Consider the following 25,985-nt stretch of genomic DNA (forward strand, 5'->3'; position numbering starts at 1 on the left):
AGTCAAGTATCGGAGGGCGTGACGATGCCGGTCCGCAGCATCGTCAACCGCCGCTTGCCGATGCGGCGGAGCACGTCCGCTTCAGGGTCGTTCTGATTGCCGAAGCCGCCAAGCTCGCGCAGGGAAGCCTTGCTGATCAGCAGGCCGCGGCCGGGCGCAAGGCTCTTGCGACGCGCTCGCCAGACCGCGAGCACGGCGCGCAGCATCGAGCCCTCGCCCTGGGGGGGCGGCGCATCGCTGAATGCCGCCGCAATGCCTGTGGGTGCAAGGCCCGCGGATGCACGATCGATGAATTGCTGCAGCTCTGCTACCCAGCCCGGTTCCAGCACCGAACCTGCCGGCACGAACAGAAGCCAGTCACCGCGCGCGGAGCTGACCGCGAAATCAAGCCGCGGCCCCACCGGTCCCGGGAGCGGCAGGAAGCGGCACCCCGCGACATCACCGACTTCAGCCGTCTCATCGGTTGAGCCGCCGTCAGCCAATATTACCTCCCGAATCAGCCCGGCCGTGGCTCCGGGAACGAGGCAGGCCAGCGTCCGCACGAGTACGCGCTCTGATTCGTGGGTGGGGATGATGACACTCAGCATGGAACGGGACGGGTGAGCTCCGGTTGGTCTGGAAGTGTTTCAACCAACCCAGATGGTGGGGCTGTGCAGAACTGATGCCACGATATTCAGCCGTTCCGATCAACTTCGTTTATGTTCTTGTTTTGTTCGTTCGCGCGCATTAGATATCCGCTATGGCACGATCCTCCGCAGCCCTGAGACACCCGCCGGCGCCTGTGCCCTCCGCGCCTGCGGGTGACTTTGCAAGGAAGGCCCCGGACGGGACTTCCGACCAATCCGGCTTCCTTGGCGCCGGCGTTGACAGACAGCGCCGGCGCGGCCGCGGAACCCTTTCCAACGCTTCCGGCCGCTACGAGCCGCTCGCTCGCATCGCCTTCGATGACGGCTGGCAGAGCCTCGACGAATTGCCGCCATTCAGGACGGATGTCCAGGTCGACGCCACGCGCAAGATCATCACGCGCAACGATTCGCCCGACATCTCGTTCGACCGCTCGATCAATCCGTATCGCGGCTGCGAGCACGGCTGCGTCTATTGCTTCGCGCGGCCGACCCACGCCTATCTCGGACTGTCACCGGGGCTCGATTTCGAGTCCAAGCTGTTCATGAAGCCGGACGCCCCGCTGCTTCTGGAGCGCGAACTCGCCGCGCCCGGCTACACGCCGCGCACCATCGCGATCGGCACCAATACCGATCCCTATCAGCCGATCGAGAAGCAATACCAGATCATGCGCCGCATCCTCGAAGTGCTGGAGCGCGCCGGACACCCGGTCGGGATCGTGACAAAGTCGGCCTTGGTGACGCGCGACATCGACATCCTGTCGCGCATGGCGAAGCGAAACCTGGCCAAGGTGGCGATTTCGGTGACCACGCTTGACGGAAAGCTGGCGCGCACCATGGAGCCACGAGCCTCAACGCCTGCGAAGCGGCTCGAAGCGTTGCGGCAATTGTCGGAGGCCGGCATTCCGACAGCAGCGATGATCGCGCCCGTGATCCCGGCGATCAACGATGCCGATATCGAGCGCATCCTCGATGCGGTCGCGCTCGCGGGCGTGCAGAGTGCGGGCTACGTGATGCTGCGCCTGCCGCTCGAAGTACGCGACCTGTTCAAGGAATGGCTGATGGCGAATTACCCGGATCGCTTCCGCCATGTGATGAAACTCGTGCGCGAGATGCGAGGCGGCAAGGACTACGATTCGAGCTGGGGCAAGCGGCAGAGCGGCGACGGTCCCTATGCCTGGCTGATCGGGCGGCGCTTCGAGGCGGCTTGCAAGCGGCTCGGACTGAACACCGAAAGGGCGAAGCTCACCACCGAGCACTTCCAGAAGCCGGCAAAGGGAAGCGAGCAGCTGAGCTTGTTTTAGCGGTCATTCCGGGCCGCACCCGAGCGGCGCGGGCCCGGAATCCCAACCACGACCGAGACCACGGATCCCGGGGTTCGCCGCTTCGCGGTGCCCCGGAATGAAGTAGAACGGGAACCCATGCCCCATGCCCATATCAGCCTGATCACGCTCGGCGTGACCGACGTGCCCCGTGCCGCGCGTTTCTATGAGGCGCTGGGCTTTGAACGAAAAGTGCGCGGCGCGCCGCAAGACACGGTCGCATTCTTCAATGCCGGCACGCTGGCGCTGTCGCTTTATTCGGTGAGCGGACTGGCGCAGGATGCCGGCTTCCCGTCGCAGGCAAGGGTGTCCGCCTTCCGCGGATCATCGCTCGCCTGGAATTGCGCGAGCGAAACCGAGGTCAATGACGTGATGGCGCTGGCGCTGAAGGCCGGTGCGACCGAACTGGTTCCGGCGAAGACGGCTGCCTGGGGCGGCTATCATGGCCACTTCGCCGATCCGGACGGGCATATCTGGGAGGTCGCGCACAATCCCCGGTTTCCACTGTCGGCTGATGGGCGGCCGACCTTGCCGGATTAGCGATTGCGCTTTCTCGCCGGACCGGCTCACCATCGCATGCATGAGTCGGAAAGCGACGCCGGTCCGCCTGCCCCTGAAAGAGGACATAATCCGCCCGAGCTTCCGGCGCGAGCGGACGGCCTATAAGCGCGGTATCTGGCCGGTAGCGGGGTGCGACGAGGCCGGCCGCGGGCCGCTGGCCGGTCCGGTGGTGGCCGCCGCGGTCGTGCTCGACCCACAGCGCATCCCACGCGGACTGAACGATTCCAAGAAGCTGACGCATCAGGAGCGCGAAAAGCTGTATGGGCGCATCTGCGCGACAGCAGAAGTCGCTGTCGCCTTCGCCTCGCCGGCACGAATCGACCGCGACAATATCCTCCAGGCCTCGCTGTGGGCGCTGGCGCAGGCGGTCGCGGCGCTGCCCTGCCGGCCGAGGCTGGTCTATGTCGACGGCCGCGACCGCATCAAGGTGCCGTGCGACTGCGAGCCGGTGATCTCCGGCGATGCGCTGGTCCTGTCGATCGCGGCCGCTTCGATCGTCGCCAAGGTCACGCGCGACCGGCTGATGATGCAGATTGGCGCCGCCCATCCCGGCTACGGCTTCGAGCGGCATATGGGCTATTCGGTGCCGGAGCATTTCGCGGCACTGCAGCGGCTCGGCCCGACCATCCACCACCGCCGGAGCTTCTCGCCGGTCGCGATCGCCGACGGCCTCCGGGCACCGCCCGTCGCGGATGACCCCGCTCTCGGGTTGCCACTCTGACGCGCGCGGGTTTATCTCTGCCGCCCCATCCGGCTCTGCGAAGAGCCGGCTTCATGCCAGCGGCATTCATGCTCACAGTCACCCTGCCGATCGAAATCCTGCGTACCAGGCCGCGCCTGATCTTCTGGCTCGCGACCCTGTCGCAGGCGCTGCTCTGGCTGCTGGTTCCGACGCTGTTCTATTCGGCGCCGCCCGGCGAACTCGTCGACGTGCTCGCGGTAGGGCGCGAGTTGAAATTCGGGTCGGAACTTGGCCCACCGCTCGCCTTCTGGCTCGCGGAGATTGCATTGCGGGCGACCGGCGGACACATGTTCGGCCCATACCTGCTTTCGCAGCTGTGCATCATCGCGACGTATTGGGCGGTGTTCCAGCTCGGCCGCGCGACGGTCGGGGAGCGCCATGCGGTCCTGGCCGTCCTGCTGATGGCGGGAATTTCGGTGTTCACGATCGGCTCTCCGGATTTCGGGCCCGATATTCTGATGATGCCGTTCTGGGCCCTCGCCATCCTGCATCTGTGGCGGGCGACCGGCGAGAACAAGCAGCTGTACTGGCTGGCCCTTGCCTTCGATTTCTGGCTGTTGCTGCTCACCTCGCATCTTGCGCTGCTGCTGCTCGCGATCGTGGTCGGCTTCGTGCTCATAAGCGCGCGCGCCCGCCGGGCCGCCGCCAATGCCGCAGCCGGCATGGCCGCGATCACCGTCGCCTGCATGACTCTCCCGAGCATCGCTCTCATTCAGCAATACGGTTTCGGATTCACCCCGAATCTCGACCGTCTGCGCAACTTCGAGGCGGTCGATCAGAACATCATCGCCTGGGCGCGCCTGCTCGCCCTGGTGGCGGTCGCACATGCCGGCGCCGGCATCCTGGTGGCGCTGGCGAGCAATCTCGCGCGCACCAAGAGGGTCGAGGCCGCCGCTGTGACGGGTCAGGCAGCCGATCCATTCGCGCGCAGCCTGATCTATACGTTCGCGCTGGCGCCGCTGATCGTGGTCACCGCGTTCGCGGTGATTTCCGGCAAATCTGGCCTTTCCGGCATTCCACCGCTGCTGATCCTGTCCGGGCTCGCGATCGTGATCGCGGCCGGCGACACCGTCATGCTGCATCACCAGCGCATCCTGACCATCGCGTGGATCAGCCTGCTGCTGGTGCCGCCTGTGCTGGTCGCCGCGGGCGCGCTGCTGCTCCCGTCGATCCTTGCGGTCGATCTCAAGGTGGCGCAACCGGCCGACGACATTGCGAAATTCTTCACCGACAATTTCGAGCGGCGCACCGGGCGCAAGCTGGAAATCGTGGCCGGCGACCCGCGCCTCGCCGGGCTCGTCTCCGCCGCTTCATCGAGCCGCCCGCGCGTCCATCACGGTCCACAATCGGGCAAACCGGCACTGGCCACCCGTCAGGAAGCGGCGGAAAAAGGCGCGGTGGTGCTCTGGCGGGCGACCGACAGCGCCGGCACGCCGCCGCCGGAGATCAAGGCGCAATTCCCCGAACTGGTGCCGGAGGTGCCGCGGGCGTTCGATCGCATGCTGCCTGGACGGGCGCCGGCGTTGCGGATCGGCTGGGGTGTCGCGCGGCCTCAGACCGTCACCCCGGCGCCGCAGTGACCGGCGCCGATCGCGCGACGCCTCAATGGCCGCGATGCGCTCCGTCAGTGATACGCTTCGCCTTCCTTCACCTTGCCGCGGAAGATCCAGTAGATGAAGATGATGTAGCCGAGGATGATCGGCAGCAGGAACACGGTGCCGATCAGCATGAATATCTGGCTCGCGGGCGCGGCCGCCGTATCCCATACGGTCAGTGACGGCGGCACGAGATATGGATAGCTCGAAATCACGAGCCCAAGATAGCCGAGCAGGAACAGCGCGATGCACGCGAAGAACGGTAGCGCGTCGTGCTTCCTGTCGATCCAGCGCCACAGCAGGAACGCCACCAGCGCAGTCACCAGCGGCACCGGCCACAGATAATAGAAATTCGGCAGCGAGAACCAGCGATCGGCGATCCGCTCGAATGCATAGGGCGTATAGATCGAGACCAGCGCCATGAATCCGAGCACCACGAACAGCAGGACCTTGGCTTGCCGGCGCCCCCGTTCGGCCACCTCTCCTTCGGTTTTCATGATCAGCCAGGTGGCGCCGAGCAGTGCATAGCCTGCAACCAGCGCCAGGCCGCACAGGATCGAGAAGGGCGTCGCCCAGTCGAAATGCCCGCCGGCGAATTGCCCGTTCTCGACCCTGATGCCCTGTATGAGACCGCCGAGAATCACGCCCTGCGAAAAGGCCGCGAGCAGCGAGCCGAGGGTAAAGGCGAAATTCCACCACACCTTGCTCTTCGAGACGATTCGAAACTCGAAGGCGACACCGCGGAATACGAGGGCCAGCAGCATGACAATCACCGGCAGATACATCGCCGGCATGATGACGGCATAGGCGACCGGGAACGCCACCCATAATCCGCCGCCGCCGAGCACCAGCCAGGTCTCGTTGCCGTCCCAGAACGGCGCGATCGAGCGCATCATCTGGTCGCGCTGCGTTTCGTTGCGTGCGAACGGAAACAGGATGCCGAGCCCGAGGTCAAACCCGTCGAGGATGACATACATCGCGACCGCGGTGCCGATCAGGCCGGCCCAGATGACGGGAAGATACCATTCCATGGCTAGTGTCCCGAATCCGAAGGCCGCTTGAAGCTGCGGTTTGCTCGCGTGCGGCCTTCGGATTCGAAGGACACGAGCAAACTTAAAATTCCAGTGCCGCTTTCGATTTGAAGTTCCTTTGATCACTCGCGGCAAGCAATGAAGGAACTTCAAATCGGCGGCACTGGCTAGCCTTTCTGCCCGATGGCGTCGCGGGCGGCATCTCCGGCGCCGGACAGCGGACGGCTCGGCACCCCTTCCTCGGGCTGGATCACCCGATCTTCCGGTCCCTTGTTGATCAGCCGGTTGATGTAATAGATGCCCATCGAGAACACGATGCCGTAGCAGATGACGAACAAAGCGAGCGTGCCGAGCAGGCTCGCCGCCGGCACCGGCGAAATGGCGTCGGCGGTGCGCAGGATATTGTGGACGAGCCAGGGCTGGCGCCCGCTTTCGGTGACCACCCAGCCTGCGATCACGGCGACGAAGCCGCACCACCAGGTCCATGAAACGATGCGCAGATACCAGCGCGTCTCCCACAGCGTGCCGCGCCACCACAGGAAGCATCCGAACAACGCCGCCGCGATCATGTAGAGGCCGATCCCGACCATGATGCGAAAACCGAAGAAGACGTTGAGCACCGGCGGGCGATCCTGCGGCGGCACGCTTTTCAGGCCGGGGAACAACCCATCATAGCTGTGGCGCAGGATCAACGAAGCGCCATGCGGGATGGCGATTTCGAAAAGATTCTTCTCGGCCTTCTCGTCGGGCCAGGCAAACAGCACCAGCGCGCCGGGCTTCGATCCGTCCCAATGCGCTTCGATCGCCGCAATCTTGATCGGCTGGTGCTCGAGCGTGTTGAGACCGTGCTGATCGCCGATGAAAAGCTGAAGCGGCGCCAGGATCGCCATCAGCCACAGACCCATCCGCATCATGGTGCGCGCATCCTCGACGTGCCTGCCCTGAAGCAGATAGCGCGCGCCGACCGCGAGCACGACAAAGCCCGTCGTCAGATAGGCCGCATTCAACATGTGCGAAAAGCGATACGGGAAACTCGGATTGAAAACGATCGCCAGCCAGTCGACCGGGAATGCGACGCCGTCGCGCATTTCGTGTCCGGTCGGCGTCTGCATCCAACTATTGGCGGACAGGATCCAGAACGCCGACATCGCGGTACCGATGGCGACGATCGCGGCCGACAGCACATAGAGGCCGGGCGGCACGCGGTTGAAGCCGAACAGCAGGATGCCGAGAAAGGTCGCCTCCAGGAAAAACGCGGTCAGCACCTCGTAGCCGATCAGCGGGCCGACGACGTTGCCCGCGACCACGGAGAAGCGGCTCCAGTTGGTGCCGAACTGATAGCTGAGCACGATCCCGGACACGACGCCCATGGCGAAGGAGACCGCGAAAATCTTGGTCCAGAACCGCATCAGGCGATGGTAGCGCTCGTTGTCCGTGCGCAGCCACATGACACCCAGGGTCGCGATATAGGCCGACAGCCCGATCGTGAAGCTCGGGAAAATGATATGGAAGGTGACCGTGAAGGCAAACTGGATACGGGCCAGAAGAACGGGATCGAGATCCATAGACTGCTCCCTTGATCCGCTCACTTGGGACGCTGCGTATCCCGCCCTTCCCGGTCGCTTCAAAGCGGCCGATCTGCCCGTTTGCGAGGCAGTTGCGGGACACTTAATGCGCTTCTTCGGACAATTCCAAGCCTAACTGCCTGCGACATCGCGACTATGCGGGTTTGGCATGAGTTTGGCTTTTCTTGCGGTGGACAACGTCACAAATCGGTCAGAATGCGCAGCCGGGACGCGCTAGTCTTGCTGGTCGAGACGGGGCATGCAGGGGGAGACACATGGCCACGGACACAACGCCATCCGGCAAAAGCGCAAGCACCGGCTTTCTGGATAATTATTTCGGATTGACCGCGCACAAGACCGATGTCCGCACCGAGGCAGTCGCCGGGCTGACCACGTTTCTGACGATGGTGTACATCGTCTTCGTCAACCCGACGATCCTGTCGAAAGCCGGCATGGATTATGGGTCGGTGTTCGTTGCGACCTGTCTTGCGGCCGCGATCGCCACCTTCATCATGGGCCTCTATGCCAATTACCCGATCGCGCTGGCGCCCGGCATGGGGCTGAACGCTTTCTTCGCGTTCACGCTGGTGCTGACCTACAAATACACCTTCCAGCAGGCGCTGGCTTTCGTCCTGATTTCGGGACTGATCTTCATCCTGATTTCGGTCACGAAACTCCGGGAATACGTGATCAACGCGATACCGATGAATCTCAAGCTTGCGGTCTCCGCAGGTGTCGGCCTGTTTCTGGGAATCATCGCGCTGCAGAGCGCCGGTATCGTGGTCGATCATCCCGCCACTCTCATCACCCTTGGCAATCTCACCAAGCCGGCATCGATCCTGTTCCTGATCGGATTTGTGATCATCGCCGCCCTCAGCAGCCGCAATGTGCTGGGCGCTACGCTGATCGGCATTCTGGTCGTCGCAATTGCCGGGCTGCCGTTCGGGGTCGCTGAATTCAAGGGCATCGTCTCGATGCCGCCGTCGATTGCGCCCACCTTCCTGCAATTCGACTTCTCGCGGGTATTCGAAGCCACCGCGATCGTGGTGATCTTCACGCTGCTGTTCATCGACCTGTTCGATACCGCTGGCACGCTGGTCGGCGTCGCGCATCGCGGCGGGCTCCTGGACAAGGAAGGGAAGCTCGAGCGCATGCCGCAAGCCCTGCTGGCGGATTCCACAGCCACCGTGGTAGGCGCCGGCCTCGGAACGTCGAACACGACGAGCTACATCGAGAGCGCGGCAGGCGTTGCGGCGGGCGGACGAACCGGCCTGACGGCGGTGTTCGTCGGCCTTCTGTTTCTGCTCACCCTGTTCTTCTCCCCGCTGGCGGGCATGATCCCGGCCTATGCATCGGCGGCGGCCCTGCTTTACGTGGCCTGCGTGATGGCGCGCGGACTGGCCGAGCTGGACTGGGAGGACATGACCGAATATGCGCCGGCCGTGGTCGCGGCCATCGCCATGCCGCTGACCTATTCGATCGCAACGGGTATCGGTCTTGGCTTCATCACCTATGCCCTGGTCAAGGCACTGGCCGGCCGCTGGCAGGAGGTCACACCCGCGATCTGGGTCCTTGCGGTTCTGTTCGCGTTCAAGTTCGCGGTATCGTGAACGACGCGGCCTCTGTCTCTCCGGCAGAGGCCGTCATTTCCCGAGCGCCTTCTTGATCGCCAGGAAATCGCGCCAGGCGAAACGCTTCTCGATCGGGTTTCGCAGCAGGTATGCCGGGTGGAAGACCGGCATTGCGCGGATGTCGCGCGCATCGGTCTTGTAGCTGAACCAGCGGCCGCGCGCGCGCTTGATTCCGTCCGTGACGCCGAGCAACGTCACCATGGACGGCTTGCCGAGGCAGACCAGCAATTCCGGATCGACCAGTTCGATCTGGCGCTGGATGAACGGCAGACAGATCTGGGTTTCGTGGATCGCGGGGTCGCGATTGCCCGGCGGCCGCCACGGAACGATATTGGCGATATAGACCTCCGAACGTGCAATCCCGATGGCGGCCAGCATCTTGTCGAGCAATTGACCGGACTTTCCGACGAACGGAATGCCGGTCTGATCCTCCTCCGAGCCCGGTGCCTCGCCGACGAACATCAGGCGCGCATCCGGACTGCCGTCACCGAACACGAGCTGCTTTGCGGTGGTGCGCAGCGCGCAACCCTCGAAGGCATTCATGATCTCGCGCAACGCCTCCAGCGAGGCGGCGGATTTTGCGGCCGCGCGCGCCGCCATGATCGCCTCCTCGGGCGGCGGCGGTGCCGCGGGCGCCGCCGCCGGCATGGCCGGTGCGGGATCGGCACGCAACCTTGCGGCGGGCGGGGTTGAGGCCGGCGCGACCACCTCAAGCGAGGCGTCCGCAAAACGGTTCGCCGGCGCTTCGTCGAGCGCCACGTCGACGCCCGCTTCGGCGTAAAAGTTCAGCAGGTCGCGGGCGGGCCCGGCATCGGCGGGTGTCAGGGCTGAATTCATGGCTCGACTTTAGCATGGAGACCGGGGCGGACCGATTGTCCGATTTGCCCAAACGTGGAAAAACGGCAGCCTGATAAGAGGAAGTCTAATGTCCGAGCTGCCACCCCGTGAAAGCATGGAATTCGACGTGGTCATCGTCGGTGCCGGGCCCGCCGGCCTCGCCGCAGCGATCCGTCTGAAGCAGATTTCGCCGGACGCCAGTGTCGTCGTGGTGGAGAAGGGGTCCGAAGTCGGTGCTCATATTCTGTCGGGCGCGGTGATCGACCCTTCCGGGCTCGATCGCCTGCTCCCCGACTGGCGCGAGGACCCGGACCGGCCGCTCAAGACTGCCGTAAGCGACGACCGCTTCGCCTGGATGACGGAACGCTCGGCGATTTCGGTTCCGCTGTTTCTGGCGCCGCCACTCATGAGCAATCACGGCTGCTTCATCGGCTCGCTCGGGCTTGTCACGAAGTGGCTCGCTGCCAGGGCCGAAGCGCTCGGGGTGGAAATCTATCCCGGATTTGCAGCTGCCGAACTGATCTATGGCGAGTCCGGCGAGGTACGCGGCATCGCGACCGGCGACATGGGGATCGGCAAGGAAGGCGAGCCGACCGACGCCTTCACCCGCGGCATGGAATTGCTCGGCAAGTACACGCTGTTCGCGGAAGGCGCGCGCGGATCGCTCAGCAAGATTCTGATTGCGAAATACGGGCTGGCGAAGGATTGCGAGCCGCCGAAATTCGGCATCGGGCTCAAGGAAATCTGGCAGGTCGATCCGGGAAAGCACAAGCCGGGTCTGGTGCAGCATTCGTTCGGCTGGCCGCTCGGCAATTCGACCGGAGGCGGCTCGTTTCTCTATCACTACGACGACAACCTGATCGCGGTCGGCTTCGTCGTGCACCTGAACTATGAGAACCCGTATCTCTCGCCGTTCGAGGAATTCCAGCGCTTCAAGACGCATCCGGCGGTGCGCGACATCTTCGAAGGCGCGAAACGCCTCGCCTATGGTTCGCGCGCCATCACCGAGGGCGGCTATCAGTCGGTGCCGAAGCTCGCCTTCCCGGGTGGCGCGCTGATCGGCTGCGCCGCGGGCTTTGTCAATGTGCCGCGCATCAAGGGATCGCATAACGCCATTTCTTCGGGGATGCTCGCCGCCGAACATGTGAGCGAGGCGCTGGCAGCGGGCCGCGCCAACGACGAACTCACCGGCTACGAACAGGCCTGGCGCGGCTCGCCGGTCGGCAAGGACCTTTGGCCGGTGCGCAACGTGAAGCCGCTCTGGTCGAAATTCGGCACCATCGTTGGCATCGCGCTGGGCGGCCTCGACATGTGGACCAACACGCTCGGATTTTCTCTTTTCGGCACGCAGAAGCACGGCAAGGCGGATTGGCAAACCCTCAAGCCCGCGCGTGAATGCACCCCGATCGTCTATCCGAAGCCGGACGGCAAGATCACCTTCGACCGGCTGTCGTCGGTGTTCCTGTCGAATACCAACCACGAAGAAAACCAGCCGCCGCATCTCAAGGTGGCGGACATGGCACTGCAGAAATCATCGGAGCACGACGTTTACGCAGGTCCCTCGACCCGCTATTGTCCAGCCGGCGTTTACGAGTGGATCGGCGAAGGCCCCGATCTGCGATTTGTGATCAACGCGCAGAATTGCGTTCACTGCAAAACCTGCGACATCAAGGACCCGAATCACAACATCACCTGGGTTCCGCCGGAGGGTGCGGGCGGGCCCAATTACCCGAATATGTGACCCCCGCCGCGGCGGAATGTCACGATAAAGCCCCCATTGCGGCTGAAAGGCGTAGCCAAAGGTGCGGACGGCTGTCCTTGCGGCAACAGCCCAAAAAGGCCATCCTCGATCGGAGCCGGCGGGACCGCTTCGCGGCGCCCAAATGGAGATTTTCGACGTGACCCTGTCGACCCTCATCAAGCCCGTGGCCATCGCGGCCACCGCCTTCGGTATTCTCATGTTGCCCGGCCTTCTGGCGGCGCAGGCGCCCACAAAGCCGGATGCCTCGCGCACTTCGGCTTCCGGCAATTACCTCGCCGCACGTCACGCCGTTCAGCAGCGCGATGCCGCCGCAGCCGCCACCTATTTCCGCGCCGCGCTCCGATCCGATCCGAAGAATCCCGATCTGCTGCAGCGCGCGTTCGCCGCCGCGCTGACCGAAGGCGACATGGACGAGACATTCCGGCTCGCCGAACGGATCATTCAGATCAACAAGACCGACCGCGACGCGCGGCTCGTGCTCGGCGTCCGGGCGATCAAGAACAAGCAATGGCAGACCGCGCGCTCGAATATCGCACAATCGGTTCGCGGGCCGGTAACCGACCTTACCTCGGCCTTGCTGATCGCATGGACGCAGCTCGGCTCAAACGATTCCAAGGCCGCGGTCGAGACCATCGACCGGCTGCAGGGTCCGGACTGGTACAATATCTTCAAGGATCAGCATGCCGGCCTGATCCTCGACGTCGCGAACCGCAAGAAGGATGCCGCGCGCCGCTTCGAGCGGGTGCAGAAGCTCGACGGCACCAACCTGCGCGTTGTCGAATCCTACGGCAGCTTCCTGTCGCGGCACGGAGCCAAGGGCGAGGCGCTCGACGTCTTCCAGACCTTCGACAAGGCGCTGCCACGGCATCCTCTGGTGACGCAGGCGATGGCCAAGGTCGAGGCCGGGCAGAAATTGCCGCCGCTCGTTCAGAATGCGCAGGCCGGCGCCGCCGAGGTGCTTTACGGCATCGGTGCCGTCATCGGGCGCCGCGGTGGCGAGGATCTTGGACTGGCCTATCTTCAGCTTGCCCTCTATCTGGATCCGCGCCATCCGCTGGCGCTGCTGTCGCTGGCCGATCTTTACGAGACGATGAAAAAGTCTCAGCTCGCGATCGACATGTACCGGCGCGTGCCGCACGACTCGCCGCTTCACCGCAATGCCGAGATCCAGCTTGCCGCGAATCTCGACTCGCTCGGAAAGACCGACGAGGCCAAGGATCATCTGCGCAAGTTGATCGAGGAAAATCCTTCCGACCTGGAAGCGATCCTGATGCTCGGTCATATCGAACGCTCCCGCAAGCAATATGCCGAATGCGCCGTGACCTACGGTCGGGTCATCGACCAGATCAAGGAGCCGACGCGCGCCAACTGGAACGTGTTCTATTCCCGCGGCATCTGCAACGAGCGCAACAAGGACTGGCCGGGCGCCGAAGCTGACTTCAAGAAGGCTCTCGAGCTCTATCCGGACCGCGCCGATGTCCTGAATTATCTCGGCTATTCCTGGATCGATCAGGGAATCAATCTCGACGAAGGCATGAAGATGATCCGCCGCGCGGTCGAGCAGAAGCCGGATGACGGCTACATCGTCGATTCGCTGGGCTGGGCCTATTTCCGGCTCGGCAATTACGAAGAGGCCGTGAAGCATCTCGAGCGCGCGGTCGAGATCCGGCCCGAAGACCCCACCATCAACGATCATCTGGGCGACGTGTACTGGAAGGTCGGGCGACAGCTCGAAGCCCAGTTCCAGTGGTCGCATGCTGCGGCGCTGAAGCCGGAGCCCGACGAACTCGTCAAGATCCAGGAAAAGCTCAAGAACGGGCTGCCCGGCGATGGCCCGGCCGCGGCCGCCGAACAGAAATCGAAGCCGGACAACGGCGGCTGACCGGATCGTGAGGTTCGGCTCGACCGGGCATGTCGAATTCGCTCCGGCCAAGATCAATCTGACGCTTCGGGTCGGACAACGGCGCCCGGACGGATATCATGCGCTGGAAAGCCTCGTGGCTTTCGCGCATCTCGGCGATGAGCTGCGCCTCGTACCGGGCGGGGAGCTTGCCCTGTCGCTCACCGGTGAAACCGCATCCCATGCCGGGCCTCGGAACGACAACCTGGTTCTGAAGGCCGCCCGCGCGCTCCTGGCGGAAATCGCAGACCCGCAAGCCGGCCATTTTCATCTGACCAAGCAACTCCCGGTGGCTGCCGGCCTCGGCGGCGGCTCGTCGGACGCTGCCGCCGCGCTGCGGCTGATCGCGCGGATCAACGATCTGCCGGCGCAGGACCCGCGCGTGATGGCGGCCGCACGGACGACCGGCGCCGACGTCCCGGTTTGCCTTGATCGAGAGTCGCGGATCATGCGAGGCATTGGCGAGATATTGTCCACGCCGCTGCGCCTGCCGACGCTCCACGCGGTGCTGGCAAATCCGGGCGTTCCGGTCCCGACCGCGGCGGTATTTGGCGCGCTGGCAAGGAGTCGCGACGGCAACATGCCGCCCGCAATCGATGATGACCCGGCTACGCGGCTCCTCGAAGCAGGCCGCGAGCCGGCCGCTGGCGCGCTGATCGACGCGCTCGCATCGTCTGCGAACGATCTCGAAAGACCGGCGATTGCGCTATTCCCGGCGGTCGGCGAGACACTCGACGCCTTGCGCGCGTCAAGACGATGCGGGCTCGCCCGCATGAGCGGGTCAGGCGGGACCTGCTTCGGATTGTTTGGTTCCGCCGAAGACACGAAGGAAGCGGCGGCGCGGCTTGCCCGCGAGCATCCGGACTGGTGGGTGCGCGAGACAATACTCGGGGCAGCCCCGGTTCAGTAGGCGCGCGCGATACAGAAGGCGACCGTCTCCTCCAGCGAAGCCTTCATCGGCGAGGGCGGAAACAGCGCAAGCGCGTCGATTGCCATGGCGCCGTAATGCTGGGCGCGGCCGATGGTGTCTTCGAGCGCGCGATGCCTGGTCATCAGCGCGATCGCGCGTTCGAGATCGTCCTCGGTCGCGCTGCCCTGCTCGAGACAGCGCGTCCAGAACGCACGCTCCTGCGCGCTGCCGCGGCGGAACGACAGAACAACCGGAAGCGTGATCTTTCCCTCGCGGAAATCGTCACCGATATTCTTGCCGAGCTTCGCCGACTTGCCGCCGTAATCGAGCGCGTCGTCGACCAGCTGGAACGCGATCCCGAGATTCATCCCGTACGACCGGCATGCGGCAAGATCGGCCTTGCCGCGTCCGGCGAGCACGGGACCCACTTCGCAGGCCGCCGCGAACAATTCGGCGGTCTTGCCGCGGATCACGAACAGATATTCGTCCTCGGTTGTCTGGGTATTCTTGGCGGCCGAGAGCTGCATGACCTCGCCTTCGGCGATCACGGTCGCGGCCTGTGACAGGATATCCAGCGCGCGCAGGTTGCCGACATCGACCATCATGCGGAAGGCCTGGCCAAGCAGGAAGTCGCCGACCAGAACGCTCGCCTCGTTGCCCCAGAGCATGCGGGCCGCGAGCTTGCCGCGACGCATCTCGCTCTCGTCCACCACATCGTCATGCAGCAGGGTCGCGGTATGCATGAATTCAACCGCGGCCGCGAGCTTGATATGACCGTCCCCCTCGTAGCCGGACAGCTGCGCCATCGCGAGGGTGAGCATCGGCCGCAGCCGCTTGCCGCCCGAATTGATGAGGTGGTTCGCTACCTCCGGTATCATGGTCACTTGCGAGCCGGTGCGCGACAGGATCGCGGCGTTGACCCGTTCCATGTCAGGTGCAACCAGCTCCACCAGCCGGTTGATGGACGCCGATGGCTGCAATTCGAAGGGGATGACGACAGCCAATCGAGGCACTCCCGGAACTGACATGACAAGAAAACTAGCGCTATACTAGTGGCGGCGCCTTGAAGTTCCTACCATTGCCGCCAATTCGATGCGGAACTTCAAACCGAAATGCAGCGCGTCCGAAATTCGTGCGTCCAGATGGCAATCTAGCACGAACTTCCCAAGCGAAGCACCAGGGCGGCAAGCTGCGCCACCTTGCCGCGCACGTTATTGCACGCCATTGCGAAGGCAAGATCATTCATGGCCCGACCCGCACGTTCCAGCGGGCGGCTCTAGCGGCAGGATTTGATCCGTTGCGCGAAATCGTCCGGACCAACGACCTCGTCCTGATCAACGCCATTGAGGCGCTGTTTACCGGGGCCCGCATTCCCTACCTGGTACTCGACCAGAATATGAGCGTGCTGGAGGGCTCGATCGGCATGCTGCCGCGCCGGATTCTGGTCGACGACGATTCCGAGCGGGAGGCGCGCGCGCTCCTGACCGATGCCGGCCTCGGCAAGGAATTGCGGCCGCAAAAGCCATGACCCGTACCGGCGAGACCGTGTCCGACCTCACCTGCGATGCGATCCTGAACGGGCGGCTTCGCCTCGTGCAACCGAGGCGTGGCCACCGTTTCGGCCATGACGCAATTCTGCTGGCGGCCGCCGTGCCCGCGAATAGCGGCCAGCATGTCGCTGAATTCGGCGCGGGAGTCGGCGCGGCGAGCCTCGCGCTCCTGTCCCGCGTCCCGGCACTCGATGCCACCTTGTTCGAGATCGACCCGGCGCTGTGCGAACTCGCCGATCGGAATATCGCCCGTAACGGCTTCGCGGCCCAGGCCCGGACGATCCGGCACGACGTCGCTGCGCCGTTTGCCGGCCGTCGCTTCGATCACGTTTTCATGAATCCGCCGTTCAACGATTCGACCCTCCAGGCATCGCCCGATCCGGGACGCCGCACGGCCCATGACGCACCGCCCGACCTGCTGGTCCGGTGGCTTGGCGGCGCGTCGCGCATGCTCCGCGACGGTGGAACGGTCACGCTGATCTGGAGGGCCGCCGGCCTTTCGCATGTTCTGCACGCGCTGGAGGATGAATTCGGCGCCATATCGGTGTTGCCGATCTATCCCGCTCCGGACCGCCCGGCGATCCGCCTGATCGCAGCCGCCGCGAAAGGCGGAGGCGCTCCATTGCAGATTCTGCCGGGCCTGACGCTGAACGACGAGGCCCGGCAACCGAGCGGAAGGGCCGAGGCCATCCTGCGACAGGGTGCGCCGTTGCCGCTTGCGGCGGCAGCCCTCTAGCGGGCGCGTTCGGGGCCTTTCGAGCGACCGGACATCGTCGAGATGTGAGCAAATGTCGCGATCGTCCCGAGCAGGAGGATCAACATATATATTTTCATGACCACATGTCCCTGCGCACGACCGGTTGAACCCTGATCCCACCGGCCGGTTTCATCGTGCGGTATTCACAGCGCGTTTGGGTTAATGTCGCGTAACCGGCATGTCCGGTTCGAAGATTCGAGGAAACAATTCGATGGCGCAGATTTCGGGCGAACAGGTCCGCAACTTTTTTCACTCCCTGGTTCCGGCCCGTCTGCGCGGCGACATTCCGGTAGTCCCTGTGGTGCGGCTCACCGGGGCGATCGGCTTTTCCACCCCGCTGCGGCCCGGGATCACCCTTGCGGGGGTCGCCCGTCTATTGGAACGGGCCTTCTCGGCGAAACGCGCCAAGGCGGTCGCGATCCTGATCAACTCCCCGGGCGGTTCGCCGGTGCAGTCGCACCTGGTCTTCCGCCGGATCCGCCAGCTGGCGGATGAGAAGAAGCTGCCGGTCATCGTCTTCATCGAGGATGTGGGAGCCTCCGGCGGTTACATGATTGCCTGCGCGGGCGATGAAATTTACTGCGATCCGTTTTCCATCGTCGGCTCGATCGGCGTGGTGGGTGCCACCTTCGGCCTGAACAAGGCGATCGAGAAGCTCGGCATCGAACGGCGGGTTTACACCGCAGGCGACCGCAAGTTGACGCTCGACCCGTTCCTGCCGGAAAATCCGGAGGACGTAGCCCACGTCAAGACGATCCAGAAAGACATTCACGAAGGCTTTATCGCGCTGGTGAAGGAGCGCCGGAACAGCAAGCTGAGCGGCCCCGAATCGGCCTTGTTCTCCGGCGAATACTGGTCTGGCCAACAGGCGGTCCGGCTTGGGCTGGTCGATGGTTTCGGCGAGGTGCGGTCGTTGTTGCGAGCGCGGTTTGGTGAGAAGGTCAGACTGCCGCTGATCGCCGAACGGGGATGGTTCGGACGCCGGCTACCGGGTGTCGGAACGCAGGCCGCTGCCGGACTTGTCGGCGGCAATCTCGCTGAGGACTTCCTGTCGGCAATGGAAACGCGGGCGATCTGGGCTCGTTATGGTCTTTGAATTGAGCTTGATATGGGGGCGAATGTGATCCCGATCGTTCCTCGACTGGTGCTTTGGGCTGCGGGCGTGGTCGCAGGTTTAGCGGTCGCACACCTTGCGCGGCGCGAATTCCGTCGCGTCAATGACGAACTCGACGAGGCGCGCCTTGCGCCGGCGCGGGAGCGCGCGGAGCACCCGACCTTGCGACGCGATCCGCGAACCGGCGTCTACAAGCTGTGACCTGATCGCCGAAGCTTTTCCCGGCGGGACGAAGTTCTCCTATCCGCGCGTTGGGCCCCACGGACCGTCCTTGCGTCCGGGTGCCGGATCGGGCTGCGGATCGCTCCACGGGCCTTGCACCTGCTCCTGAGACTGCGGAAGCGGTTGAGGATGCTCGCGGTCCGAATCCGCATCGAGGAGGACATCGGGCTGCGGCGACGCAAGCGGACCCGGGTCATGACCACCCGCCATGCGTACCAGCGCATCGACCCTGCGGTCGATCGAAGGATGCGACGCGAACAGATCGGCAAATCCGGCGCGCGGATTGTCGACGCACATTTCCATCACCGCGGAGGTGACGCCTTCCAGCTCACCGCGCCCCTCGATCTTGCGCAGCGCCATGATCATGGCATCCGGATTCCTGGTGAGCTCGACCGCGCCGGCGTCGGCGAGGAACTCGCGAGAGCGCGAGAGCGCAAACCGGATCACGATCGAAAGCAGCCAGGCGACGGCGATCAGAACGATTGCAAGCAGAATCGCGGCGCCCGCTCCGCCCTTGCGGTCGCCGCCTCCAGATGAACTGCCGGCGCGAAGGCCGCCGCGGAACATCAGGCGGAAGAATATCTCCGCAAAGAATGACACCACGCCCGCGATGATCACCGCGACCACCATCATGCGAACGTCGCCGTTGCGGATATGTGTCAGCTCGTGCGCAAGGACAGCCTCCAGCTCGGCATCGTTCAGGCGCTGAATGAGACCGCTGGTCACGGTGATGGAATATTGTTTCTGATTGAGCCCTGTCGCAAACGCATTGAGCGCAGAGCTGTCCATGATTTTCAGCTTCGGCATCGGAATGCCGCGCGAGATGCAGAGATTTTCGAGAAGATTGTACAACCGCGGCTCATCGCGGCGCGTGACTTCACGGCCGCCAGTCAGTGCGTCGATCATCGACTGATGAAACCGGTAGGCTATCAGCATCCAGACGATCGCGCCGACCGTCGCGAACGGCGCCGCCGCAAGCAGGTCGCGCCAGGCGCGCGCGATCAGTTCCTCGAGCGAGGCCCGGCCGTCAAGAAAGGCTTCCGCCAGCAACGCGCCGGCGAAGGTCATGAGATAGACCAGGTAGACCAGGCCGATCAGCAACGCGATCGAGCGCCGGCGGTTGCTCTGGATATGCGTGTAGAGACCGTAGGCCGCCATGGTTCAACGTCCCGCGGCAGCGCCTCTCAGACGCCGCAAAGGTCCCGGCCGAAATGTCAGAACTTGACCTGCGGCGCCTGTTCGAGCGCCGGACGGGCCTCGCCGAGGTCGAAGAATTCCCGCTTGTGGAAGCCAAGGGAGCCCGCAACCAGGACAGCCGGGAAGCTTTCGATCGCCGTATTGTATTCCTGCACCGCATTGTTGAAGAAGCGGCGCACCGCGGCGATCTTGTTCTCGATGTCGGCGAGTTCGGTCTGCAATTGCTGGAAATTGGTATTGGCCTTGAGGTCCGGATAGGCCTCGGCCAGCGCGAAGAGCTGGCGCAGCGCACCGCTCAGCACATTCTCGGCGGCGCCCTGCGCGGCAGGTCCCTGCGCCGCGATCGCAGCGTTGCGCGCCTTGACCACTGCATCGAGCGTCTCGCGCTCATGCGTGGCGTAGCCCTTCACGGTTTCGACCAGGTTGGGAACGAGGTCGTGACGCTGCTTGAGCTGAACGTCGATGTCGGCGAAGGCCTGGCTGACGCGTTGACGCATCGCGACAAGGCCGTTGTAGATCGATATCGCCCAGGCGATGAGGCCGCCAATGACGGCAAGGACGATCAATGTCGAGGTCATGCAATCTCCCCCTGGCTCGCAGACACCTGCGCCGATGCCGGACCCTAGCTTGGCCGCAATATGGCAACAACTGCCCGCGAATTGCGTGCTTGTGTCACAAATTGCGTTGCAAAGTGCAAGGAACCGTCCGGCCGGTGCAGGCGTTTTAATTTTGCCCGCCCGTGAGGCGAATGCAAGGAGAACGACGAATGGTGTGGCGACGCATGCTTGGCAGAGAGGAATTGACCCCAGTGGAAGCCCGGCAGGGCTTTCTGGACCGTCCCGTTCTCGTGGTCCTCATCGCCAGCGTCGCGATGGTGTGCGTGCTGTTCGGGGTATTGTTGCTCGCGATCTGATTCCGGATTTCCGGCAGCTTCCTATGCCTTCTCCTGGTCGGGCGCCCGTTCCGCGCGCTGTTCGGCCGGCTTGCTGTAAGCCGAGAGATTGAACGCCGTATTGACCAGCGCGATATGTGAAAAAGCCTGCGGGAAATTTCCGAGCTGCATCCCCCCGGCGGGATCGTATTGTTCGCTCAGCAACCCGACATCGTTGCACAGCGCGACCAGCCTTTCGAACAATCGCTCTGCGTCAGTCCTGCGGCCCATCAGCACATAGGCATCGGCAAGCCAAAAGCTGCAGGCCAGAAATGCACCCTCGCCCGGCGGCAAGCCGTCCTCCGAGACGAGGGTATCGTAGCGATAGACGAGGCCGTCGCGCAGCAGCCGCTTCTCGATCTGCCGCACCGTGCCTGCAAAGCGCGGATCATCCGCCGCCAGGAAACCTACCTCCGCGAGCAGCAGCAGGCTCGCATCCAGCTCGCGCGTGCCGTAAGAGCGCACGAACGTGTTCAGCTCGGTGTCAAATCCATTGGTCAGCACATCAGCGCGAATATCCCCGCATATCCGCCGCCAGCGCCCCGCCGGACCGGGCAGGCCAAAACGCTCGACATCCTTCACCGCCCGGTCGAACGCGACCCAGGCCATCACCTTGGAATGGGTGAAGTGCTGACGCTGGCTGCGCACCTCCCAGATTCCTTCATCCGGTTCGCGCCATGCGCGCTCCAGATGCGCAAGCAGCGCGAGTTGCAGGTTCCAGCCCGCCTCCGACTGCGACAGACCGCCCGCTCGCCCCTGGTGCAAGGAATCAAAAAGTTCTCCATAGACGTCGAGTTGCAATTGCTGATGTGCGCCGTTTCCGATCCTGACCGGTCGCGCATTGCGGTATCCCGGCAGCCACGGCACCTCCCATTCAGTCAAACGGCGTTCGCCGGCGATCCCGTACATGATCTGGATCTGGTCCGGCGACCCCGCCACGGCACGCAGGAGCCAGTCGCGCCACGCCTCGGCTTCTTCGTAAAATCCGGCATTCATCAGGGCGAGCAGGGCGAGCGTCGAGTCCCGCAGCCAGCAAAAGCGATAATCCCAGTTGCGCTCGCCGCCGATCAGTTCGGGAAGCGAGGTCGTCGGTGCGGCCACAATGCCGCCGGTCGGAGCGTAGGTGAGCGCCTTGAGCGTGATCAGCGAGCGATGGATCAGGCCGGCAAAGCGGCCGCCCCCGCGCGCGGGCGCCACCCAGTTCTGCCAGAACCGTTCCGTCGCGATCAGCGCCTCTGCGGGGTCTATGGCCGGCGGCAACGGCAGGTGCGACTGCGAATGCACGAGCGTGAAAGGTATGGTCTCGCCGGCAGCAATGTTGAACTCTCCGACGGTCTTGAAACCCTTGCCCTGCAATTCCACAGGCGAGCGCAACAGCACCATGTCGGGCCCCGCAATTGCCCGCAGGGTTTCGCGATCCAGACGCACAACCCAGGGGATCACCGAACCGTAGCCGAATCGCAGCGTGAGTTCGGCGCTCATGGTCACCGTGCCGCGATCACCGCGGACAACGCGCACGAGATCCGAGGCATCCGACGCCCCGGTCCTTACCGGCATGAAATCGATGACGGTCGCCGCACCGTCCTTGGTCTCGAAGCTCGTCTCCAGAATCAGAGTGTTGTCACGGTAGCGGCGAGTAACCTGAGCCTCGTCCACCGGGGCTATCCGGAAACAGCCGTTTTCGGGTGTTCCGAGCAGCGCCGCAAAGCAGGCGTCGGAATCAAAGCGCGGCCAGCACAGCCAGTCGATCGATCCGTCGCGCCCGACCAGCGCGGCCGTTTCGCAATCGCCGATCAGGGCGTAATCCTCGATCCGCAATGTCTTCACGAAAATTCCAGCACGACTTTGATGTCATCGCGGCGCGGCGTGAAAGCCTCTCGCCATTGCGACAGAGGCACCCGGCGGGTGATCAACCGGTCGAGCCAGGACCGCTCCGCCTGCGCAAGCGACGCGGCAGCCTGAGTGTAATGCAGGCGGTTGGCATTCACCGCGCCGAATACGACTTCATTTCCGAGGACGAGCTTGCGGTTGAAGCCGCCAATGTCAAACTCGGTCCGGTGCCCGGCTGACGAAACCCCGAGCAGACAGACAATCCCCGACGGCGCGCAGCGGGCAATCGATTCCACGACCAGCGCGCTCGCCGCGGTACATTCCATCACGATGTCGAAGGACAGATCGCGCAGCGTTTGCGGCCCGGCATGATGCACGGCGCCGAGATCGCGGATCAGTCCGGGTTTCGGACCATCGGTGTGCCGGTCGAGCACATGGATGTCGAGATCGCGCTGCCGTCCCATCAGCGCGGCCAGGAGTCCGATCGGGCCGGCGCCGGTCACCAGGACATTGCGCGCGGCCCATGCCGTCGATCGGCGCCCGACACGCTCCACATGATCCCAGGCCTTGGCCACAATGCTTGCGGGCTCCATCAGGACGCCGGAAAGTCCGAGTTCTGGGTCGACCTTCACCGCGAAAGCAGGCTCGATCCGGAACAGCTCGGAGCCGAACCCGTTGCGTTCCTTGATTCCACGTTCCGTAAAGCCGCCGTTGCGGCACATATCCCATTCGCCGGCCGCGCAGGACGGGCACGGCACGGGATCGGGACGCCGCACAATTCCGACAACCGGGTCACCCGCATCAAACCCGCTCCCTGATGGCGCCTCCTCGACAATACCCAGCGATTCATGGCCGATCACCAGTCGCTCGACGCCCGGCGGCGCCGCGCCGTAAAGGCCCTGCAGGATCTCGTGATCGGTCCCGCAGATTCCGAGCGCACGAGTCCGGGCCAGGATGGCACCATCGGACAGCGGTGGCGCACCAACGTCATCGAGTCGGATCGAGTCCCTGACTCCCGGCAGCACCGTGACGGCACGCATCACCAGACTCCCGCTGCTCGGTGAAATAAGGGTGGCCGCCTACGACAATCCAAACAGAATCACTTTCCTTGCGAGGCGCGCATGACGCGGACCGGGTGAACGCGGGGCAGAAGGAACCGGTTCCTGACATTTGGATGTAAAGCGTCGCGCCTTGCAAGGGAACCGACGGGAACCTGCGGCGTTTGATCGCTGACGTCTCCATACGCGTCTCGATGGGCAAACGCGGCCATCACAGGCGCACAACGGTCGACATGCGTGTTTGCGCGCGCACGCTTCTTCAACTGCGGGAGTTTGGCTATGACGCTCGGCACTATTCTTGTCATCATTCTGATTCTGATCCTGATCGGCGCGATTCCCAATTGGGGTTACAGCCGCAGCTGGGGCTATGGCCCGTCCGGCATCGTCGGCGTTGTCCTTGTGGTCGTTCTGGTACTGTTGCTGATGGGCAGAATCTGATTGAAACAGACGAAGGTGGAGGAGGCCGGATCGACGATCCGGCCTCCTTTTTTCCGCAATTTATTTTCAAGCGCTGCTGACGAAACGGTACCGGGCGGATTCGCCGTCACGCGGCTGCGCCACAGCGGCGTCTCGCGGCACCTCAGGAATCGCAGCGAGCGCTGATATGCGCGTAAGCCGGGGTCGTGACCGGACTGAAGGCGGGTTCGCAGCCGACCGGCAGCGCACGGCGCTTCGGCTCCTCGTTCGGCACTTCCCGGACCGGCTGGATCGGAACGGTGCGGACCGTATTGCGCGGCGTCTGTACCGCGCTTTCGACACGGGCCGGACGCCTTGTCACGATGGTTGTGGCTCGCGCCGGAATTCCAAACGATACGACAACGTCGCCGTCGGCTCGTAGTCCGCCTTGCAACGGCAATCGATCGGTCTTTGCCGGGGTGTAAAGCCAGCGCAAATCGAAGCTCGCGTCACGCGAGGGCTGCTGGGCGAGCAGGGAAAGCGAATAGGCCGCCGCGCAAGCGATTGCCAAGCCCGCGGCGGCGCAAGTCGTCTTGCGCAGCATGTTCCAATGTCTCCAAAAATGTGCCCCGCGCTGGCGCTCTATGCCTTTACCGCGGCTCCCGGCCTTAACGCGCGCACAGACCCGCCGTTCCGCTATCCGGGTTTTTGTGCAACCAGCTGGCCGCCGGGAACCGCAACCCTGCAAATGAGCCCCTCGGCGGCGAAATCGAGATTCACCTGTGCATCCAGCGACCGGGTCAGGTTGTGCTCGATGACCATGCTGCCGAAGCCGCGACGCCTCGGCATACTGACTTTCGGACCGCGAGACTCGCGCCAGAACAGCTCAATGCCGCCATCGTCGGCGAGCGGTCGCCACCTGACCTCGACATGCCCCTCGGGCCTGGAAAGCGCTCCATGCTTGGCGGCATTGGCAGCAAGTTCGTGCAGGGCCAGTCCGAGGCTCTGGGCTGCCTCCGGCTTCAAGCGGATATCCGGGCCTTCGATCAATAGCTGATCAGGTTCGCGATCGAGATAATGCGCGAGTTGCGAGCGAACCAGCTCCTTCAGCGAAGCGCCATGCCAGCTTTCCTGCACCAGCAGGTCGTGCGAACGCGCCAGCGCCTGAACGCGCGCGCTGAAACGCTCAAGAAACGTCTGGATGCTGCCAGCATGCCGCGCGGTCTGCCGTGCCATCGCCTGGATGACCGCGAGCAGATTCTTGGAGCGATGCGTCAGTTCGCGCATCAGCAGCCGCAGATGCGCCTCGCCCTCCTTGCGCTCGGTAATATCAACCGCCGCACCGGTGAGACCAATCAGACCGCCCCGAATGTCGCACATCGGCTCGATATGGAAATCGTACCAGCGCGCGGCAGCGCCGGTTTCGATCCGCAGCTCGGCGTCGCGCGGTTCGCCCTGCTGCAGCACCTCGTTCTTGAGCGCGACGATCGCCCCGGCCCGCGCCCCGGCAAGCAGTTCAGAATCGGTTCGGCCGTAAAGGGCGCCGGGCTCGAGACCGAAGAGCGGCTTGCTGACCGATGTGTAACGCAGGTCGGTATCCTGAGTGAACACCGCGACATTCGACCCTCGCAGGGCGAATTCGTAACGCTGTACTGCGGTGGCCAGGTCTTCGGTCAGGCGCCGCTGTTCGCTTTCCAGCGAACGGATGCGGCTGACATCCACGGCGGTGCACATGATGCCATCGGCCTCGCCGGAAGGAGCCAGTACGGGCTCGATATGCAGTGCGAACAGCGCCCGCCGCTCCGGCATGATGCAGGAGACCTCGCAATCCTCGGGTATTCCGGTCGCGAGCACACGCCGTTTGACGGCAATAACGGCCTGCTGTTCGGGCGATGACCAGAGTTCATCATCTGTCCGTCCCAGCATGCGAAGCGCCGCCTCGTCGCCGTACGGGCCCGTAATCCATGTATAGCGAAGGTCGCGGTCCTGCGCGAAGGCATGGATTGCGGCGCCACGGAGCGCAATCTCGAACCGCGCCTTGAGCTCCTCGCATTCTTCAGACCTTTGCCGCGCCAGTTCTTCGGCGCGTTCGAGCCGCGCACGGGTCCGCGCATGCAGCGCGGTCTCACGCTGCAGCCGTGCGGCCGCCGACGTCTTTGAATTCGATTTCACCTTGATCTGACCCGGCCGTGCCGCTTTTTCGGCACCTTGCCCAACCGCTTTTCTCCCGGTCGTCTTCTTCACCACTTCCGTCTACCCGCATTCAGGCAACGGCGCGAGAGCGTAGCGGTAACAGCATCACCGCTTCGAGCCGATGCCTCTTGTCCGAGATGCTTGCCGCGCGATTTGGGCCTTGGAACCGATGCATGCCAACGCGCTCAATCGCCTCGCGTTTCCTGGACTTAGGGTCGCATTTATTTAATTCCACCGGGAGGCGGGCCAAACCCGCAA

Annotated in this window: 25 protein-coding genes; 14 read left to right on the forward strand and 11 right to left on the reverse strand. The window is 64.0% G+C overall.

The genetic code is table 11. The features are described from left to right. Positions 1 to 2 precede the first annotated feature (2 nt). On the reverse strand, positions 3 to 587 hold the full coding sequence (locus AB7F49_RS21245; RefSeq protein WP_428526004.1) for a glycosyltransferase: 585 nt from the start codon (positions 585 to 587) through the stop codon (positions 3 to 5). Between the two features lie 152 nt (positions 588 to 739). Between AB7F49_RS21245 and AB7F49_RS21250 the strand changes: the two genes are divergently transcribed. From AB7F49_RS21250 to AB7F49_RS21265, 4 genes are all read left to right on the forward strand, one after another. Next, positions 740 to 1,927: a PA0069 family radical SAM protein gene (locus AB7F49_RS21250; RefSeq protein WP_428526006.1), complete on the forward strand. Its 1,188-nt coding sequence runs from the start codon at positions 740 to 742 to the stop codon at positions 1,925 to 1,927. A 117-nt stretch (positions 1,928 to 2,044) separates the two neighbouring features. After that, positions 2,045 to 2,485 carry a VOC family protein gene (locus AB7F49_RS21255; RefSeq protein ID WP_428526008.1) on the forward strand — a complete coding sequence of 147 codons (441 nt, stop codon included), beginning with the start codon at positions 2,045 to 2,047 and terminating at the stop codon, positions 2,483 to 2,485. 40 nt (positions 2,486 to 2,525) lie between these two features. After that, on the forward strand, positions 2,526 to 3,227 hold the full coding sequence (locus AB7F49_RS21260) for a ribonuclease HII (RefSeq protein ID WP_428526010.1): 702 nt from the start codon (positions 2,526 to 2,528) through the stop codon (positions 3,225 to 3,227). A gap of 53 nt (positions 3,228 to 3,280) precedes the next feature. Continuing rightward, a complete protein-coding gene (locus tag AB7F49_RS21265) occupies positions 3,281 to 4,828 on the forward strand; it encodes a glycosyltransferase family 39 protein (protein WP_428526012.1) in 1,548 nt (515 codons plus the stop codon). A gap of 44 nt (positions 4,829 to 4,872) precedes the next feature. Here the strand turns inward: AB7F49_RS21265 and cydB are convergent, their stop codons facing one another. Together cydB and AB7F49_RS21275 are read right to left on the reverse strand one after the other, a co-directional pair. Then, positions 4,873 to 5,874, reverse strand: coding sequence for a cytochrome d ubiquinol oxidase subunit II (cydB, locus tag AB7F49_RS21270; protein WP_428526014.1), 1,002 nt, complete (start codon positions 5,872 to 5,874; stop codon positions 4,873 to 4,875). A gap of 167 nt (positions 5,875 to 6,041) precedes the next feature. Then, positions 6,042 to 7,439, reverse strand: coding sequence for a cytochrome ubiquinol oxidase subunit I (locus tag AB7F49_RS21275; RefSeq protein WP_428526016.1), 1,398 nt, complete (start codon positions 7,437 to 7,439; stop codon positions 6,042 to 6,044). A gap of 275 nt (positions 7,440 to 7,714) precedes the next feature. Here AB7F49_RS21275 and AB7F49_RS21280 point away from each other — a divergent pair, with 275 nt between their 5' ends. After that, a complete protein-coding gene (locus AB7F49_RS21280) occupies positions 7,715 to 9,049 on the forward strand; it encodes an NCS2 family permease (RefSeq protein ID WP_428526018.1) in 1,335 nt (444 codons plus the stop codon). A 33-nt stretch (positions 9,050 to 9,082) separates the two neighbouring features. On the opposite strand, the gene AB7F49_RS21285 is transcribed toward AB7F49_RS21280, so the two are convergent. Beyond that, positions 9,083 to 9,895, reverse strand: coding sequence for a uracil-DNA glycosylase (locus tag AB7F49_RS21285; RefSeq protein WP_428526070.1), 813 nt, complete (start codon positions 9,893 to 9,895; stop codon positions 9,083 to 9,085). Positions 9,896 to 9,995: 100 nt separating this feature from the next. Between AB7F49_RS21285 and AB7F49_RS21290 the strand changes: the two genes are divergently transcribed. From AB7F49_RS21290 to AB7F49_RS21300, 3 genes are all read left to right on the forward strand, one after another. Continuing rightward, positions 9,996 to 11,648, forward strand: a complete 1,653-nt coding sequence (locus AB7F49_RS21290) for an electron transfer flavoprotein-ubiquinone oxidoreductase (RefSeq protein WP_428526020.1) — start codon at positions 9,996 to 9,998, stop codon at positions 11,646 to 11,648. A 142-nt stretch (positions 11,649 to 11,790) separates the two neighbouring features. Then, the gene (locus AB7F49_RS21295; RefSeq protein WP_428526022.1) at positions 11,791 to 13,551 is read left to right on the forward strand and encodes a tetratricopeptide repeat protein; all 1,761 of its coding nucleotides are present in this window, start codon (positions 11,791 to 11,793) and stop codon (positions 13,549 to 13,551) included. Positions 13,552 to 13,558: 7 nt separating this feature from the next. After that, positions 13,559 to 14,479 carry a 4-(cytidine 5'-diphospho)-2-C-methyl-D-erythritol kinase gene (locus AB7F49_RS21300; RefSeq protein WP_428526024.1) on the forward strand — a complete coding sequence of 307 codons (921 nt, stop codon included), beginning with the start codon at positions 13,559 to 13,561 and terminating at the stop codon, positions 14,477 to 14,479. Here the strand turns inward: AB7F49_RS21300 and AB7F49_RS21305 are convergent. Continuing rightward, positions 14,473 to 15,483, reverse strand: a complete 1,011-nt coding sequence (locus tag AB7F49_RS21305) for a polyprenyl synthetase family protein (protein ID WP_428526026.1) — start codon at positions 15,481 to 15,483, stop codon at positions 14,473 to 14,475. The two genes, AB7F49_RS21300 and AB7F49_RS21305, sit on opposite strands and share 7 nt — an antisense overlap. Before the next feature lie 293 nt (positions 15,484 to 15,776). On the opposite strand from AB7F49_RS21305, the gene AB7F49_RS21310 reads away from it, so the two are divergent. The 4 genes from AB7F49_RS21310 to AB7F49_RS21325 all read left to right on the forward strand — a co-directional run bounded on the left by AB7F49_RS21310 (position 15,777) and on the right by AB7F49_RS21325 (position 18,101). Beyond that, on the forward strand, positions 15,777 to 16,007 hold the full coding sequence (locus tag AB7F49_RS21310; RefSeq protein ID WP_428526028.1) for a DUF2007 domain-containing protein: 231 nt from the start codon (positions 15,777 to 15,779) through the stop codon (positions 16,005 to 16,007). Continuing rightward, a complete protein-coding gene (locus tag AB7F49_RS21315; RefSeq protein ID WP_428526030.1) occupies positions 16,004 to 16,765 on the forward strand; it encodes a tRNA1(Val) (adenine(37)-N6)-methyltransferase in 762 nt (253 codons plus the stop codon). The genes AB7F49_RS21310 and AB7F49_RS21315 overlap by 4 nt, the downstream gene beginning before the upstream one ends. A 232-nt stretch (positions 16,766 to 16,997) precedes the next feature. Further along, complete coding sequence (locus tag AB7F49_RS21320; protein WP_428526032.1) at positions 16,998 to 17,882, forward strand: S49 family peptidase; 885 nt, start codon at positions 16,998 to 17,000, stop codon at positions 17,880 to 17,882. A 12-nt stretch (positions 17,883 to 17,894) separates the two neighbouring features. Then, positions 17,895 to 18,101 carry a hypothetical protein gene (locus AB7F49_RS21325; RefSeq protein ID WP_428526034.1) on the forward strand — a complete coding sequence of 69 codons (207 nt, stop codon included), beginning with the start codon at positions 17,895 to 17,897 and terminating at the stop codon, positions 18,099 to 18,101. Between the two features lie 39 nt (positions 18,102 to 18,140). Here the strand turns inward: AB7F49_RS21325 and AB7F49_RS21330 are convergent, their stop codons facing one another. Together AB7F49_RS21330 and AB7F49_RS21335 are read right to left on the reverse strand one after the other, a co-directional pair. After that, entirely contained in the window at positions 18,141 to 19,280 is a 1,140-nt protein-coding gene (locus tag AB7F49_RS21330; protein ID WP_428526036.1) for a M48 family metallopeptidase, read from the reverse strand. Between the two features lie 56 nt (positions 19,281 to 19,336). Beyond that, positions 19,337 to 19,897: a LemA family protein gene (locus AB7F49_RS21335; protein WP_428526038.1), complete on the reverse strand. Its 561-nt coding sequence runs from the start codon at positions 19,895 to 19,897 to the stop codon at positions 19,337 to 19,339. Positions 19,898 to 20,085: 188 nt separating this feature from the next. Here AB7F49_RS21335 and AB7F49_RS21340 point away from each other — a divergent pair, with 188 nt between their 5' ends. After that, positions 20,086 to 20,232: a hypothetical protein gene (locus AB7F49_RS21340; protein ID WP_428526040.1), complete on the forward strand. Its 147-nt coding sequence runs from the start codon at positions 20,086 to 20,088 to the stop codon at positions 20,230 to 20,232. 21 nt (positions 20,233 to 20,253) lie between these two features. On the opposite strand, the gene AB7F49_RS21345 is transcribed toward AB7F49_RS21340, so the two are convergent. Together AB7F49_RS21345 and AB7F49_RS21350 are read right to left on the reverse strand one after the other, a co-directional pair. Continuing rightward, positions 20,254 to 22,077 carry a glycoside hydrolase family 15 protein gene (locus AB7F49_RS21345; protein WP_428526042.1) on the reverse strand — a complete coding sequence of 608 codons (1,824 nt, stop codon included), beginning with the start codon at positions 22,075 to 22,077 and terminating at the stop codon, positions 20,254 to 20,256. Next, complete coding sequence (locus tag AB7F49_RS21350) at positions 22,074 to 23,120, reverse strand: glucose 1-dehydrogenase (protein WP_428526044.1); 1,047 nt, start codon at positions 23,118 to 23,120, stop codon at positions 22,074 to 22,076. Before AB7F49_RS21350 ends, AB7F49_RS21345 begins: the two co-directional genes overlap by 4 nt. Before the next feature lie 297 nt (positions 23,121 to 23,417). On the opposite strand from AB7F49_RS21350, the gene AB7F49_RS21355 reads away from it, so the two are divergent. Continuing rightward, a complete protein-coding gene (locus tag AB7F49_RS21355; RefSeq protein WP_428526046.1) occupies positions 23,418 to 23,576 on the forward strand; it encodes a DUF3309 family protein in 159 nt (52 codons plus the stop codon). A gap of 142 nt (positions 23,577 to 23,718) precedes the next feature. Here AB7F49_RS21355 and AB7F49_RS21360 read toward each other — a convergent pair whose 3' ends face one another. Together AB7F49_RS21360 and AB7F49_RS21365 are read right to left on the reverse strand one after the other, a co-directional pair. After that, complete coding sequence (locus tag AB7F49_RS21360) at positions 23,719 to 24,138, reverse strand: hypothetical protein (protein ID WP_428526048.1); 420 nt, start codon at positions 24,136 to 24,138, stop codon at positions 23,719 to 23,721. A 92-nt stretch (positions 24,139 to 24,230) separates the two neighbouring features. After that, entirely contained in the window at positions 24,231 to 25,778 is a 1,548-nt protein-coding gene (locus AB7F49_RS21365; RefSeq protein ID WP_428526050.1) for a sensor histidine kinase, read from the reverse strand. Positions 25,779 to 25,985: the final 207 nt, after the last annotated feature.

The sequence above is a fragment of the Pseudorhodoplanes sp. genome, assembly GCF_050250235.1.
GTDB lineage: Bacteria > Pseudomonadota > Alphaproteobacteria > Rhizobiales > Xanthobacteraceae > Pseudorhodoplanes.